The following is a 14,765-nucleotide window of genomic DNA, read 5'->3' as shown; positions in this document are numbered from 1 at the left end:
GCTGCTCGTTGAACTGCGCGTCCGCGTTTTTGTTTTTAGGTGGGGGCGGCGCCGGGGGGCCGGGGGGCCCGCGGTGGTGGGGCGGGGGGTGGGGGGCCGCCCCGTCACCTGCCCCGTCGGCCCTCGCCCACCCCGTCCGGAGGACCAGCGTGACCGCACTCCCCGCTCCCGCGGACCGCGTGTTCCGGCTGGTGCGCGACCACCTCGCCCCGCCGCTGGCGCTGCTGGGCCGGATCGCCGGCTCCGGCGCGGTGGAGAGCGAGGCGCAGGGCTGCTCCGTCACCCTGTCCGACGGCCGCCGGATGTTGGACTTCGGCTCCTACGCGGTCACGCTGCTCGGCCACCGGCACCCCGACGTCGTGGCGGCCGTGCACGCCCAGCTCGACCGGATGCCGACCGCCACGCGCACCCTCGGCAACCCGGTGCTCGCCGAGGCCGCCGCGGCGGTGGCCGGGTACGTCGGCCTGCCGCGGGTCTGGTTCGGCTGCAACGGCACCGACGCCGTCGAGGCCGCGCTGAAGCTGGCCCGGCTGGCCTCCGGCCGGTCCCGGGTGCTCGCCGTGACCGGTGGCTACCACGGCAAGACCCTCGGCTCGCTCGCCGCGACCCACCACCCCCGGTACCGCGGCGGGCTGGAGCAGGTGCTGGGACCGGTCACGCACCTGGACCCCGCGGACCCCGACGCGGCCGACCGCGCGCTGGCCGCCGGCGACGTCGCGGCGCTGCTCGTCGAGCCCGTGCAGGGTGAGAACGGCGTGGTCCCGCTGCCGGTGCCGGTCCTGCGCCGCTGGGCCGGCGCGGTCCGGACCGGCGGCGGCTTCGTCGTCGCCGACGAGATCCAGTGCGGGCTGCGCCGGTGCGGCGAGCGCTCGGTGGCCGTCGCCGACGGCATCCCGGTCGACGCCGTCCTGCTCGGCAAGCCGCTCGGCGGCGGGGTGGTGCCGCTGTCCGCGCTGGTGTGCACCGACGACCTGCACCGCCCGCTGGCCGAGGACCCGTCCCGGCACACGGCCACCTTCTCCGGGCACCCGCTGTCCTGCGCGGCCGTGCCGCCGACCCTGCGCGCGATCGAGGCCGCCGCCCCGCGACTCCCGGATCTCGAGCGCCGGCTGTCCGACGGCCTGGCCGACCTCGCCCGGCGGCATCCCGGCGCGGTCACCACGGTCCGCGGCCGGGGCCTGCTGTGGGGCCTGGACCTGTCCTCGCCCGCGGTCGCCGGCGCCGCCCTGGTCGACGCCCTCGAGCGCGGGCTGCTGATCAGCCCCTGCCTGGGCCGCCCCACCACGCTGCGCCTGCTGCCGCCGCTGGTCGCGCGGCCTGCGGACGTCGACACGGCGCTGTCGGTCCTCGACGACGTCCTGCCCGCCTGACCCCGACCGAGAGGAGCACGACCGTGCCGACGACGACGCCCCCGCGGACGGACGGGGTCCTGGCGGCCTACTGGCCGGAGGCGTACCGGTGGCTGCCGGCCGCCGTCCTGGACGAGGTCGAGGCCGGCGCCGAGCGGGCCGACCGGACGGGCACGCCCAACGAGGCGGGGCTGCGGGCCCTGGTGGCCGACGGGTACCCCGGCCTCCCCGTCCCGCGGGAGTTCTCCGGGCGGGGCGCCACGCTGGCCGAGTGCTGCGCCGTGCAGGCCGCGCTGGCCGGGCGCGATCCGGCGCTGGCCATCGCGACCAACATGCACCTGTTCTCGGTCGGCATGATGGTCGAGCACTGGCAGCGCCGCCGCGACGTCTCCTGGTTCCTCCTGGAGGCGGTCGCCGCGCAGGACCGGCTGGTGGCCTCGGCCTTCGCCGAGCCGCACCTGGGCGGCAACGTGCTCGGGTCCTCCTTCCGCGCCTCCCCGGCGACCGGGGGCCTCCGGTTCAGCGGGTTCAAGGCCCCGTGCTCGCTGGCGACCGTGGCCGACCTCGTGTGCTTCCAGCTGGAGACGACCGACGGCGAGCTGCTGGTCGCCCTGCTGCCGATGGACGCCCCGGGGATCAGCGTCACCCGCTCCTGGGACGCCCTCGGCATGCGCGGCTCGGGCTCGGACACCGTCGCCTTCACCGACTGCCTGGTCCCCGACGAGCTGGTGTTCCACCGCAGCCGGCCGGGGGACGCCGACGACGACGCGATCGCGGCCGGGGTGATCTGGTTCTGCCTGACCACCACCGCCACCTACCTCGGCGCGTTCGACCGGCTGCTCACCGAGGCCGGGGCGCTGCTCGGCCGGACGCGGGTCCACCACCTGGGCACGCGTCGCGCCGACCTGCCGTCGACCCACCAGGTGGTCGGTGACGTCCTCACCGAGGTGCTCACCGTGCAGGCCGCATGCCTGGGCATCGCCGCCCGCCTGGCCGACGGGGCCGCGCCCGAGGGGCTGCTCCCGCACGCCGTCGCCCTGAAGCAGCGGTGCGCCGACGCCGTGACGGCGGGGGTGGGGCGGCTCGGCGAGTGCATCGGCGGGCTGTCGTTCAGCCGGCGCACCCCGTTCGAGCGCCTGTGGCGGGACGTGCAGGCGGCCCGGTTCCACCCGCCGACCGCGGCGGCCGCCCGCCAGTACCTGGGCCGCACCGGCCTCGGGCTGCCCGCCGACCTGGCCCTGGACGAGGCGGCGCCGGCGCTGCACCGGGCGGTGGCGGGCGCGTGAGGCTGCTGCTGACCGGTGCGACGGGGGTGGTGGGCAGCGAGGTCGCCCGCCTGCTGGCCCGTGCCCACCCGGACGTCGAGGTGACCCCCACCAGCTACCGCGGGCGCCCGGAGCAGGGCGTCGCGGCGTGGGCCATGGACGTGGCGCCCCCGCCGGCGGCGCTGACCGGCACCCCGTGGGACGTCGTCGTCCACTGCGGTGCCAACGTGCGGTGGAACCTCGAGCCCGCGCAGGCGTGGCGGGCCAACGTCCGCACCGTCGAGGCGCTGCGCCCCGTGGTCGGCCCGGAGACGCGCGTGGTGCACGTGTCGACCGCCTTCGCGACCGGCCTGGCCGGGGACGCGGCGTCGGCCGACCTGGCGGACTACCGCAACACCTACGAGTGGTCGAAGGCGGCGGCCGAGCGGGCCGCGGACGAGCTGTTCGGGCCGTGCTGGATCGTCCGCCCGCCGCTGGTCATCGGCCGCCGCGACGACGGCCGGGTGGCCCGCTTCACCGGGATCTACCAGCTGATCCGGGCGGCCCTCACCGGTCTGCTCCCCGCCGTCGTGGGGCACGCGGAGGCGCAGGTGGAGCTGGCGCCGGTCGACGACGTCGCCGCCGAGGTCGTCCGCCGCGCCCTCGGGGACCCGCCCCGGCGGACGACGCCGGTGACGCTGGCCGCGGGCGCGCACGCGCTGACGCTGCGGCAGGTCATGGACACCAGCTACGCCGTGCTCGACGCGTGGCGGCGGGAGCGGGGCCTGCCGCCGCTCGGCCGGCTGCGGTTCGTCCCGCCGGACACCTGGGAGCGCTTCTACCGCCCCCTGGCCGCCGAGCACCTCCGGCCCCGGCACCTCGCGCTGCTCGCCGGGCTGAGCGCCTTCCGGCACTACTTCGAGACGGCGCGGGCCTTCCCGCCCGACGTGGCCGTGCCCGCGGTGACCCCCGCCCTGGAGCGGTGCGTCCGGCACTGGGCCGACGCCCACCCGGCCATCGCCAGCAGCACACCCCGCCCGTGGACCTGAACCGACCGAGGGAGCACCCATGCCGACCGTGACCACCGAGAGCGCCAGCACGCTGCACCCCGACCGGGTGTGGGCCGCGGTCCTCGACCTCGAGACCTTCACCCCCGTCCTCGACGACGTCCGCCGGATCGAGGTGCTGTCCCGGGACGGCGACGTCCGGATCACCGCCTGGTCGGTGCTGCTCAAGGGCTCGGTCATGGAGTGGGTGGAGCGGGAGACGATCGACGCCCCGGCGCGGCGGATGTCCTTCGAGCAGGTGGAGGGCGACCTCGCGCACCTGGAGGGGTACTGGGAGGTGCTCCCCGAGGGGGCCGGGGGCAGCCGCGTCCGCCTGCACGTGCAGTTCGACCTCGGCGTCCCGCTGCTCGAGGAGATGCTCAACCCGGTCGCCGCGCGGGCCCTGCACGACAACGCCCGCTCGATGATCGTCCAGCTGCACGCCCGGCTCGCGGCGTAGGGGCGACGGTGCACCCGCGGGCGGCGGGCCGGGGCGCGGCCGCGGCCCTGGCCGGACTCGGGGCCGCCGAGCTCCTCACCGCCCTCGTGGACCGGCCCTCGCTGCTGGACGCCGTGGCCCGCGTCGTCGTCGACACCGCCCCGCGGGCGGTCGTGGACCGGGTCGTGACGACGGTGGGGGCGGCGGACAAGGCGCTCACGCGGGCCGGCGTGGCCGGCGGCGTCCTCCTCGCCGGCGTCGCCGCGGCCGGCGCTCCGGCGGCGAGGGGCACGGCGGTCGCGCTGGCCACCGCGCTCGGCGCCGCGGCCACCGCGCGGCGTCCCGCGCGCGCGCCGGTCGCCGGCGCCGGGGCGGCGGCGCTCGGGGGCGTCGTCGGGCTGCGGGCGCTGTCGGCCCGGCACCCGGGTGCCGCGGCCGGCCTGGGCGGCGCCGCGCTGGCCCTCGGCTGCGGACGCCGCGTCCTGCGGCGCCGCCGGTTCGCGGCCGGGGCCCGCCGCGCGCCGCTGCCGCTGGCCGCCGGTGCCCCGACCGACGGCGCGGAGACGTGGGGGGAGTGCAGCCCGTTGTCGACGCCGCCGGAGCGGTTCCTGGCCACCGACGTCGCGCTCGGCACGCCGCTGGTCGACGGCGACGCGTGGCGGCTGCGGATCGGCGGTTCGGTCGCGCGGGAGGTGGAGCTGAGCCGGGCCGACCTGCTGGCGCTCGGCACCGAGGACGTCGACGCGGTGCTCGTCTGCATCCACAACCCGCCGGGCGGTCCGCGGGTCGGCAACGGGCGGTGGACCGGCGTCCCGCTGCGCCGGGTCCTCGACCTCGTCGGCCCGCTGCCCGGTGCCACCGCCCTGGTGTCCCGGTCCGCCGACGGCGTGGACATGTCCTGGCCGCTGGAGGTGCTCGACGAGCTGGGCGGCTCCGTGGTGCTCGGCCTCGGCGGAGCGCCACTGCGGCCGGAGCACGGCCACCCGGCGCGGCTGCTGGTCCCCGGCCTGTACGGCCAGTACGCCGGGGTGAAGTGGCTGACCGAGCTGCGCCTGGTCGAGGACCGGCCCGCGGACTACTGGGTGCGCCGAGGCTGGCCGGCCGGCCCCGTCCGGGTCCGTCCCCAGGCCCGGATCGACGCGCCGGCGGCGGGCCCGTGCCCCGCGGGCGCCGTGGCCGTCCGCGGGGTCGCGTGGGCGCCTCCGCACGGCCTGCGCGGCGTCGAGGTGTCGGTGGACGGCGGCCCCTGGCGCCCGGCGGAGCTCGCCCGCGAGCTGTCCGGCACGTCCTGGCGGCGGTGGCGCGCCTCGGTGGAACTGCCGCCCGGACCGCACGACGTGCGGGCGCGCGCGGTGCCCCGGACCGGCCCGCCGCAGACCGGGGAGCCGGCCCCGCCCTTCCCGGCCGGCACCGCCGGCCTGCACACCCTCCGCCTCGTCGCCCGCGCCGTCCCGGGCGGTCGCCGTGGCTGACCGCGCCGTCGACGCCCAGCGGCGCTACCACGCCGGGCTGTTCGCCACCCTCGCCGCGTGGGACATCGCCCGGGACGTGGCCGAGGACTGGCGCGTGGGGGAGGACCCGGCCGTACCGGCGGGCATGGACCAGCTCGGGCACTTCGGCCCGCCCGGCTGCGACCTCGTCGTCGACCGGGTCGCCCGCGACCTGCCCGACGGCGTGGGCGTCCTCGTCGAGCTCGGCAGCGGGCTGGGCGGGGCGCTGCGGTACGTCGCCGACCGGTTGCGCCGGCGCGGGGTCGGGGTCGGGACGGCGCTCGGCGTCGAGCTGGTCCCGGAGCACTGCGCCGCGGCCGACGTCATCGCCGCGTCCCTCGGCGCCACGAACTGCCGGTCGGTGTGCGCGAGCGCGGAGCGGCTGCCCCTGGCCGACGGCTCGGTCGACGCGGTCGTCGTCACCGGGTCGATGCCGCACTTCGCCCGGCCCGGCCGGGTGCTGGCCGAGGCGTCCCGGGTGCTGCGCCCCGGGGGCGTCCTGGTCCTCACCGAGGAGGTCAGCATCGCCGCGCCCGGGCGGACGGCCGGCACGGACTTCCGCGCGCTGCACCCCTCCGGCGTGTTCTTCCTGTCGTCGGCGGCCGAGCGCCGCCGGCACCTGCGCGCCGCGGGCCTGACGCCCGTCGAGGAGCGCGACCTCACCGACTGGGCGCACCAGTTGCTCGGCGAGCGGCTGCGCGCCCTGCGCATGTTCCGGGGCGTCGCCCGGTCGCTGTTCGGCGACGCCGGGACCGACGCCGTCGAACGCACGCTCACGGTGGCCCGCGACGCCTACGCCGCGGGCGACCTCGTCCCCATGCTCGTCCACGCCCGGAGGTCAGCCGCATGAAGCACGACAGCCCCGTCCTCGTCACCGGCCTCGGCGCGGTCACCCCGCTCGGGCCGGACGTCGGCGCCCTCTGGGACGGCCTGCTGCAGGGTCGGTCCGGGGCCCGGGCCCTCCCCGGGAGCTGGGCCGGGGACCTGCCGGTCCGCATCGCCGCACCGGTGTCCACGGACGTCGCGGAGCAGCTCCGCCCTCAGCAGGCGCGGACGCTGGACCGGGTCCAGCAGCTGGTGCTCCTCGCCGCCCGGGAGGCGTGGCGGGACGCCGGCGCGCCGGAGGTGGAACCGGACCGGCTGGCCGTGGTGATCGGCTCCGGTGTCGGCGGCCTGCTCACCCTGGTCGACCAGTGCGACCGGCTGCGCGAGCGGGGGCCGGCCGCGGTCTCGCCGCTGGCGGTGACCATGTTCATGCCGAACGGGGCCGCGACGACCGTCGGGTTGGAGCTCGGTGCCCGCGGCGGCGTGCGGACGCCGGTGTCGGCGTGCGCATCCGGGGCCGAGGCCATCTCCCTGGGCCTGGAGCTGGTCCGGTCGGGACGCGCCGACGTCGTCGTGTGCGGCGGGAGCGAGGCCCCGATCCACCGCGTGTCGCTGGCCGCGTTCGCCGCCGCCCGGGCCCTGTCCCGCAGGGAGGGCGACCCGCGCTCGGCGTCCCGGCCGTTCGACAGGGGGCGCGACGGGTTCGTCCTCGGGGAGGGGGCCGGCGTGCTGGTCCTGGAGTCCGCCGCGCACGCCGCGGCCCGGGGCGCGGGAGCGCACGCGGAGCTGGCCGGCGCCGGCCTCACCGCGGACGCCCACCACCTCGTCCGGCCCGACCCCAGCGGTGCCGGCACGGCCCGGGCCATGCGGGCGGCGCTGGCCGACGCCGGGGCCGGCCCGGGCGACGTCGTCCACGTCAACCCGCACGCGACGTCCACCGTCGTGGGCGACGTGATCGAGGCCGCGGCGATCCGCGCCGTCCTGGGACCGCACGCCGACGGCGTGGCGGTCAGCGCCACCAAGGCCATGACCGGCCACCTCATGGGGGCGGCGGGCGCGGTGGAGGCCGTGGCGACGGTGCTGGCGGTCCGCGAGGGCATCGCGCCCGCCCACCCGACCCTCGAGCACCTCGACGACGGGGTGCCGCTCGACGTGGTCACGCACCGCCCGCGCCGGTTGGGACGCGGGGTGGCGCTGTCGAACTCGCTGGGCTTCGGCGGGCACAACGTCAGCCTCGCCGTCCGCGCGGCCTGACGACGGAGGTCCCTGTCCGGGCCCTCCGCACGGGGCTACCGTTCGGCCCTGCTCCCGGTACCGGCACCGGCCCCGGACAGGCCGTTCCGCCTGCAGACGCCGGGCCGGGTGTGGGGACAGGAGGCGTCCGTGTCCAGGAACCGCACCGCTCCCCGGCAGGGCGTGGTGGCCGCCGCGCTGCTGGTGCTCGCGACGGCACCGACCGTCGCCGCCGGCTCCCCGCCGGACCCCCCTGCGGGCGACCCCGGGGTCGTGCTGAGCTGGAACGCCATCGCCTGGCGCACCATCGGGGTCGAGGGGCAGAAGCCGCCGCCGGTGGCCCAGCTCCACCTCGGCCTGGTGTCCACGGCTGTGTACGGCGCGGTGGTCGCCGCCGAGGAGCACGACGCCGCCTCCGACGTGGCCGCGGCGACGGCGGCCCGCGACGTCCTCGCCGAGTACTTCCCGGCGTCCCGGGCCGCGCTGGACGCCGACTACGACGCGTGGCTCGGCGGCGTCCCGGACGGCGAGGCGCGGCGCACCGGCCAGGCGGTCGGCGCCGCGGCCGCGGCCGCCCTCGTCGCGGCCCGCGCCGACGACGGGCGGGACGCCCCGATCACCCTCCCGACGCCCGAGGACCCGGAGCCGGGGCGGTGGGTCCCGACCGGCAGCGGGGAGTTCCTCGCGCCGTGGCTGGCCTTCACCGATCCGCTCGTCGTCGACTCGGCCGAGCAGTTCGCCTCGGACGGCCCCGACCCGCTGGACAGCGAGGAGTACGCCGCGGACCTCGCCGAGGCGGCGTCGATGGGATCCGCGACGAGCACGGACCGGACCGCGGAGCAGACCGAGCTCGCCCGGTTCTGGAGCGACAACCCGGTGCGGCAGTACCAGGACGCCCTGCGCGAGCGGCTCGCCCGCCAGCCGATGGACGTCGAGGGCACCGCGCGGGTGTTCGCCGCCGCCAACAGCGCCGGGGCCGACGCCGGGATCACCTGCTGGCGGGTCAAGTACGACACCGCCTTCTGGCGGCCGGTCACCGCGATCCACGAGGCGGACCGGGACGGCAACCCGGCCACCGCACCGGACCCGGGGTGGACCTCGCTGGTGCCGGCCCCGCCGTACCCGGAGAACCCCAGTGGCCACGGCTGCATCAGCTCCGCGGTCGCCGGGACCCTCGAGGGGCTGTTCGGCCGCGGGCAGGTGGACCTGCGGATCCACAGCACCGTCACCGGCACGACGCGCGTCTACGACGACGCCGACACCTGGGTGGACGAGGTCATGGACGCGCGGGTCTGGCTCGGCATCCACTTCCGGGACGCGATGGACGACTCCCGGGAGATCGGCAGCGGGGTCGCCGAGGCGGTGCTCGAGGAGTTCGGCGCGGGCGGGCGGTGACGGCCGGCCGGTCGCCCCGGCCCCGCGGGGACGGCGTGTCGGCACCCGGCCGCCGGGGCAGACTCGGCTCATGACGCGGGTCGGCCTGGTGCTGGGCGCCGGGGGCGTCGTCGGTCAGGCCTACCACTCCGGCGTGCTGGCGGTGCTCCAGCACGACTTCGGCTTCGACGCGCGCACCGCGGACGTCGTCGTCGGGACGTCGGCCGGCTCGATCACCGGCACGCTGCTGCGGCTCGGCGTCTCGGCGGAGGACCTCGCGGCCTGGACGGTGAAGGCCCCCCTGTCCGGCGACGAGGACGTGCTGCGCCAGATGGCCGGCACCTCGGTGCCCGAACTGGCCCCGTTCAACCCGCTGCACCTGCTGCGCCGCCCCCTGCGCGTGCCCGGGCGGCACATGGTCGCGCGGGCGCTCACCCGGCCGTGGCACTTCCGGCCGCTGGCCGCCGGCATGTCCCTGGTGGCGCCGGGACGGCACGACGTCGTGGAGCAGCTCGCCGCGCTGCGGGAGCTCGAGCAGCCGGGGTGGCCGCAGCGGCCGCTGTGGATCTGCGCGGTGCGCCGGCGCGACGGGCGACGCGTCGTCTTCGGCCGCCCGGGGGCACCCGAGGCGCCCGTGCACCTGGCGGTGGCCGCGTCCTGCGCGGTGCCCGGGTACTTCGCCCCGGTCTCCATCGACGGGCACGCCTACGTCGACGGCGGCGTGCACTCCCCGACCAACGCCGCGATCCTGCGCGGCCTGGGGCTGGACCTGGTCGTCGTCATCTCGCCCATGAGCGGCCCGGCCGGGCTGCGGCCGGACGTCTACGCCGCCTCCCGCCGGCACTCGGCGCGGCTGCTGCGGCGCGAGGTCGGCGCCCTGGAGGCGACCGGCGTCCAGACGCTGGTGTTCACGCCGGGCGCGGCGGAGCAGGAGGTGATGGGCAACGACATGATGTCCCGCTCCCGCCTGAACGAGGTCGTCCAGCAGTCGTTCCTCGCGGCCGGTTCCCGCGCGGCCACCCCGGCGGTGGCCGCCCTCGTCCGCAAGGCGGCCGAGGCGGGGTAGCGCCGGCCGTGCGGTCAGGTCCCGGCGCCGGGCGCCCGCAGCCGCACCGGCAACCGGGTCACGCCGCGCATGAGGATGCTGGCGCGCCAGGTCAGCTCGGCCGGGTCGCAGGCGGGGGCCAGGTCGGGGAAGCGGGCGAGCAGGGTCCGGAAGGCGATCTCGCCCTCCAGCCGGGCCAGCGGGGCCCCGAGGCAGTGGTGCAGGCCGAAGCCGAACGCCAGGTGGCCGCCGGTCTCGCGGTGCGGGTCCAGCTCGTCGGGCCGCGGGAAGCGGTCGGGGTCGCGGTCGGCCGAGGCCAGGGCGAGGAGCACCACCTCGCCGGCCGGGATGGTCGTGCCCGCGATGTCGACCGGCTCGGTCGTGTGGCGGAACGTGGCCAGGTCGACCGGGCCGTCGTAGCGCAGGAACTCCTCCACCGCCCGCGGGGTCAGGTCGGGGTCGGCGCGCAGCTCGGCGAGCCGGTCGGGGGAGCGGAACAGCGCGAGCACCCCGTTGCCGATGAGGTTCACCGTCGTCTCGTGGCCGGCGACCAGCAGCAGGAACGCCATCGCCACGGTCTCCTCGGGCGAGAGCCGGTCGGCGTCCTCCGACGCGGCGACGATCGCCGACAGCATGTCGTCGGCCGGCCGGGCCCGCTTCTCCGCGACCAGCGCCCCGAGGTAGCGCGCCATGGCGGCCGCGGCCGCCGAGCGGTCGGCCGCTGCGCCGTCGGAGGACAACAGCGTGTTCGACCACGTGCGGAAGCTCGTCCGCTCGGCGTCGGGCACGCCGAGCAGGTCGCAGATGACCGCCATCGGCAGCGGGAAGGCGAAGGCGTCGAGCAGGTCGACCACCGGTGGGCCGGCGGCCATCCGGTCGGCGAGCCCCGCGGCCACCTCCTCGATCCGCGGGCGCATCGCCGCGATGGCCCGCACCGTGAACGCCCGGCTCACCAGCTTGCGCAGCCGGGTGTGGTCCGGCGGGTCGCTGCTGAGCATGTGCCGGGTGAGCTCCTCGGTGAACACCGCGCGCCGCTCGGGCGGCACCGGCTGGGCGCCCAGCACCCGCGCGAAGCCGCCGGCGTCCTTGGCCAGCCGGGGGTCGGTGAGGGCCTGCCGCACGTCGTCGTACCGGGTGACCAGCCACACGGGCAGGCCCACCGGGGTCCGGGCCCGCGCCACCGGACGCTCCGCGCGCAGCCGGGCGTACAGGGCGTACGGGTCGGCGAAGAAGGCCGCGTCCAGCTCGACCACCGGGTCGAGGGTGGTGGCCGTGGACGAGCGGGGGTCCATCGCCCGAGAGTCCTCGGGCGCCGCGGGCGGGACAACCCCCTGCGCGGCCGGGTCGTCGCCGGCCCGCGGAGCGCGGCACCGGGAGTAGCGTCCGGGCTGCTTCGCCGGGGACGACGGCGGGAGACGACCGTGAGCGCGACCTCGCAGGGAACCGGTCAGCCGGCACCGGCGGTGGTCGTCGCGCTGCGGGACGTCGACGCCGGGGCGGTGGAGCGGGTCGGCGGCAAGGCGGCCAACCTCGGCGAGCTGATCGGCGCGGGGCTGCCGGTGCCCGACGGGTTCTGCGTGACCACCGACGCCTACCGCGACGTGGTCGCGGCCGCCGACCTCACCGGGATCCTCGACGAGCTCGCCGCCACCGGGGCCGACGACCTGGACCGGTCGGCGGACCTCGCCCGGCGGGCCCGCGAGCGGATCCTGGCCACCCCCGTGCCGGCGCACGTCGCGGCCGCGGTCACCGCGGCCTACCGGGAGCTGGGGGAGGCCACCCCGGTCGCGGTGCGCTCCTCGGCCACCGCGGAGGACCTCCCGGACGCCAGCTTCGCCGGCCAGCAGGACACCTACCTCGGGGTCGTGGGCGCCGACGCGGTCCTCGACGCCGTCCACCGCTGCTGGGCCTCCCTCTGGACCGACCGGGCGGTCGTCTACCGGCTCCGCAACGGGGTCGACTCCGCCTCGACCCGGCTCGCCGTCGTGGTGCAGCGGATGGTCGACGCCGCGGTGGCGGGCGTGCTGTTCACCGTCAACCCGGTCACCGGACGGCGCGGGGAGACCGTCGTCGACGCCAGCCCGGGTCTGGGCGAGGCCGTGGTCAGCGGGGCCGTCAACCCCGACCACTTCGTGCTCGACAGCCGCACCGGCGCCGTCCTGGAGCGGCGCCTCGGGGACAAGCGCCTGGTCGTGCGGGCCCGCCCGGGCGGCGGGACCGAGACGCTGCCGGTGCCGGCGTCCGACACCGCCAGCCTCACCGACGACCAGCTGCGCGCCCTGGTCCGGCTCGGCGACCGCGTCCAGCGGCACTACGGGACGCCTCAGGACACCGAGTGGGCCGTCGACGGCACCGGCGCGCTGTGGCTCACCCAGGCCCGGCCGGTCACCACCCTGTTCCCGATCCCGGACGGCGACCCGGCGCGGCCCGGGCTGCGCGTCTGGTTCTGCTTCAGCCTCGCCCAGGGGCTCACCCGTCCGCTGACGCCGATCGGGCTGTCCGCGATCCGGGTCATCGGGTCCTCGGTCGCCGGCCTCTACGGCTCCCCGCCGGCCGACCCGGTGGCCGGGCCGCCCGGGGTCCGGGACGCCGCGGGGCGGCTGTTCTTCGACATCACGGCGATCGTGCGCAGCACCGCCGGGCGGGCGGTCTTCCCCCGCGTGCTCGACGTGATGGAGGCCCGCTCGGCCGCGGTGCTGCGCGGGCTGTTCGACGATCCGCGGCTGTCGGTGGTGTACCCCTCGTGGGCGCCGGTGGTGCGCCGGCTCGCGGTGGTGGCGGCGCGGTACGCCATCCCGCTGCAGGTGGTGCAGGCGGTGGCCCGGCCGGCGGCGGCGCGCCGGCGTCTGGACCGCGTGGAGGCGCGGCTGCGGGGGCGTCCGGTGCTGCCGGCGTCCGCCCCGCCCGCACAGCGGCTGGACGCCGTCGTCGGGCTGCTCGGCTCCGCCGTCGTCCAGGTGGTGCCGCGGGTGATGCCGCCGGCCGCGGCCGGTTTCGCGCTGCTGTGGCTGGCCGGCCGGCTGCTCGGGCCCGACGCGCGACCGGGTGACCTCGCGACGGTCCTCCGCGGGCTCCCGCACAACGTGACCACCGAGATGGACCTGGAGCTGTGGGACCTCGCGACCGCGGTCCGGGACGACGAGGAGGCCGCCGCGGCGGTGCGCCGGGAGCCGGCCGCCGCGCTCGCGGCGCGCGCCCGGGCCGGGACGCTGCCGCCGGTCCTGCAGACCGGGCTCCGGGGGTTCCTCGACCGCTACGGCCACCGCGCCGTCGCCGAGATCGACGTCGGGGTGCCCCGCTGGGCCGAGGACCCCACGCACGTGCTCGGCGTCCTCGGCAACTACCTGCGGCTCGACGACCCCGACCGGGCGCCGCGGCGTGTGTTCGACCGCGCCGCCGCGGAGGCCGAGGCCATGGTGGCGACGCTCACCGGCCGGGCCCGGCGGCGCGGCCGGCTGCGGGGGGCGGCGGTGGGCCTGGCCCTGGACCGCGCGCGGCAGCTGGCCGGCATCCGGGAGCTGCCCAAGGCCCTCATCGTGCTGGTCCTGGCCCGGGCGCGCGGCGAGCTGCTGGGCATCGGCGCCGACCTCGCCGCCGGGGGTCGGCTCGTGCGCGCGGAGGACGTGTGCCTCCTCGACGTGGGCGAGGTCGCGGCCGCCCTCGACGGCCGGGACGTGCGCGACCTCGTCGCCGCCCGCCGCGCCGACCTCGACCGGGAGATGGGCCGCCGCCACGTGCCCCGGGTGCTCCTCAGCGACGGCACCGAGCCGGAGGCGCGCACCGGGCTGCCACCGGCGGCGGACGGCGCGCTGGTGGGCACCCCGGCGTCGGCGGGGACCGTCACCGCGGCCGCCCGCGTCGTCCTGGACCCGGTCGGGGCGCACCTCGCGCCGGGCGAGGTCCTCGTCGCGCCGTCCACCGACCCGGGCTGGACCCCGCTGTTCCTCACCGCCGGTGCGCTGGTCATGGAGATGGGCGGGGCGAACTCCCACGGGGCGGTGGTCGCCCGCGAGTACGGCATCCCGGCGGTCGTCGGCCTGCCGGAGGCGACCAGCCGGTTCACCACCGGCCAGCGGCTCACCGTCGACGGTACCCGCGGGCTGGTCAGCGTCGCGCCGGCCGGGTGAGCCCCCGGCCGGGATCCCCGGTCAGACGAGGACGCGGCGGCCGTGCACCCGGTCGGCGGCCTCGGCGGCCAGCAGGATCCGGCGGGCCGGGCGGTAGCGGCCCTCGCGCAGGCTGCGGGCCTTGTCCGGGTCGGTCCGGGCCAGCTCGGCGCTGGCCGCGAGGTCGTGCGCATTGCCGGCCAGCTCCACCAGCCGGCCGAGGGGGTGGGCCGCGCTGCGGCGGATCAGGCCGGCGATGTAGGGCTCCCCGGGGCGCCGGGTGACCGCGTCCACCGCCTCGACCACCACCTCCGGGACGCCGAGGGCGCGCAGCCGGTCGAGGTCGTAGCGGCGGTCCGGGTCGGGGTGGTCGCGGGTGTCCTCGACGATGTCGTGGAGCAGGCCGGCCATCTCCGCCTCGGGGCCGTGCGGCCGCAGCGCCTCGGCGATCGGCCGCAGGTGGGCCAGGTAGTGGTCGCGGCCCCGGGCGTCCACCTGGCCCTCGTGCGCCGCCAGCGCCAGCAGGTGCGCGTCGGCCACGGTGAACGCCACGTCCCCGAGGTTAGGTGCTGCCGGCACCGGACGTCCGGCGACGATCCGGGTGGGGACCGTCC

The 14,765-nt window shown here is 78.1% G+C and carries 12 protein-coding genes; 10 read left to right on the top strand and 2 right to left on the bottom strand.

What is annotated here, in order from left to right; all coding sequences use genetic code 11:
* Nucleotides 1-149 precede the first annotated feature (149 nt).
* The 9 genes from ACI784_RS23210 (at nt 150) to ACI784_RS23170 (ending at nt 10,066) form a co-directional block, all read left to right on the top strand.
* Nucleotides 150-1,370 carry a class-III pyridoxal-phosphate-dependent aminotransferase gene (locus ACI784_RS23210; protein WP_456925498.1) on the top strand — a complete coding sequence of 407 codons (1,221 nt, stop codon included), beginning with the start codon at nt 150-152 and terminating at the stop codon, nt 1,368-1,370.
* Between the two features lie 23 nt (nt 1,371-1,393).
* Nucleotides 1,394-2,635 carry an acyl-CoA dehydrogenase family protein gene (locus ACI784_RS23205; protein WP_456925499.1) on the top strand — a complete coding sequence of 414 codons (1,242 nt, stop codon included), beginning with the start codon at nt 1,394-1,396 and terminating at the stop codon, nt 2,633-2,635.
* Nucleotides 2,632-3,642, top strand: a complete 1,011-nt coding sequence (locus ACI784_RS23200) for an SDR family oxidoreductase (protein WP_456925500.1) — start codon at nt 2,632-2,634, stop codon at nt 3,640-3,642. Before ACI784_RS23205 ends, ACI784_RS23200 begins: the two co-directional genes overlap by 4 nt.
* Before the next feature lie 19 nt (nt 3,643-3,661).
* Nucleotides 3,662-4,099: a type II toxin-antitoxin system RatA family toxin gene (locus ACI784_RS23195; RefSeq protein WP_457015087.1), complete on the top strand. Its 438-nt coding sequence runs from the start codon at nt 3,662-3,664 to the stop codon at nt 4,097-4,099.
* Nucleotides 4,100-4,107: 8 nt separating this feature from the next.
* The gene (locus tag ACI784_RS23190; RefSeq protein WP_457015086.1) at nt 4,108-5,550 is read left to right on the top strand and encodes a molybdopterin-dependent oxidoreductase; all 1,443 of its coding nucleotides are present in this window, start codon (nt 4,108-4,110) and stop codon (nt 5,548-5,550) included.
* The gene (locus ACI784_RS23185; RefSeq protein ID WP_457015085.1) at nt 5,543-6,418 is read left to right on the top strand and encodes a class I SAM-dependent methyltransferase; all 876 of its coding nucleotides are present in this window, start codon (nt 5,543-5,545) and stop codon (nt 6,416-6,418) included. Before ACI784_RS23190 ends, ACI784_RS23185 begins: the two co-directional genes overlap by 8 nt.
* Nucleotides 6,415-7,647, top strand: coding sequence for a beta-ketoacyl-[acyl-carrier-protein] synthase family protein (locus tag ACI784_RS23180; protein ID WP_457015084.1), 1,233 nt, complete (start codon nt 6,415-6,417; stop codon nt 7,645-7,647). The genes ACI784_RS23185 and ACI784_RS23180 overlap by 4 nt, the downstream gene beginning before the upstream one ends.
* A 129-nt stretch (nt 7,648-7,776) precedes the next feature.
* Nucleotides 7,777-9,021, top strand: coding sequence for a vanadium-dependent haloperoxidase (locus ACI784_RS23175; RefSeq protein ID WP_457015083.1), 1,245 nt, complete (start codon nt 7,777-7,779; stop codon nt 9,019-9,021).
* Between the two features lie 70 nt (nt 9,022-9,091).
* Nucleotides 9,092-10,066, top strand: coding sequence for a patatin-like phospholipase family protein (locus ACI784_RS23170; protein ID WP_456925506.1), 975 nt, complete (start codon nt 9,092-9,094; stop codon nt 10,064-10,066).
* A gap of 14 nt (nt 10,067-10,080) precedes the next feature.
* Here the strand turns inward: ACI784_RS23170 and ACI784_RS23165 are convergent, their stop codons facing one another.
* On the bottom strand, nt 10,081-11,337 hold the full coding sequence (locus ACI784_RS23165; RefSeq protein WP_457015082.1) for a cytochrome P450 family protein: 1,257 nt from the start codon (nt 11,335-11,337) through the stop codon (nt 10,081-10,083).
* 129 nt (nt 11,338-11,466) lie between these two features.
* Here ACI784_RS23165 and ACI784_RS23160 point away from each other — a divergent pair, with 129 nt between their 5' ends.
* The gene (locus ACI784_RS23160) at nt 11,467-14,172 is read left to right on the top strand and encodes a PEP/pyruvate-binding domain-containing protein (protein WP_457015081.1); all 2,706 of its coding nucleotides are present in this window, start codon (nt 11,467-11,469) and stop codon (nt 14,170-14,172) included.
* 21 nt (nt 14,173-14,193) lie between these two features.
* On the opposite strand, the gene ACI784_RS23155 is transcribed toward ACI784_RS23160, so the two are convergent.
* The gene (locus ACI784_RS23155; RefSeq protein ID WP_456925509.1) at nt 14,194-14,703 is read right to left on the bottom strand and encodes a phosphohydrolase; all 510 of its coding nucleotides are present in this window, start codon (nt 14,701-14,703) and stop codon (nt 14,194-14,196) included.
* Between the last annotated feature and the right edge of the window lie 62 nt (nt 14,704-14,765).

The organism is Geodermatophilus sp. SYSU D01186 (assembly GCF_054050215.1).
This window is presented reverse-complemented; position numbering and strand designations above follow the sequence as displayed.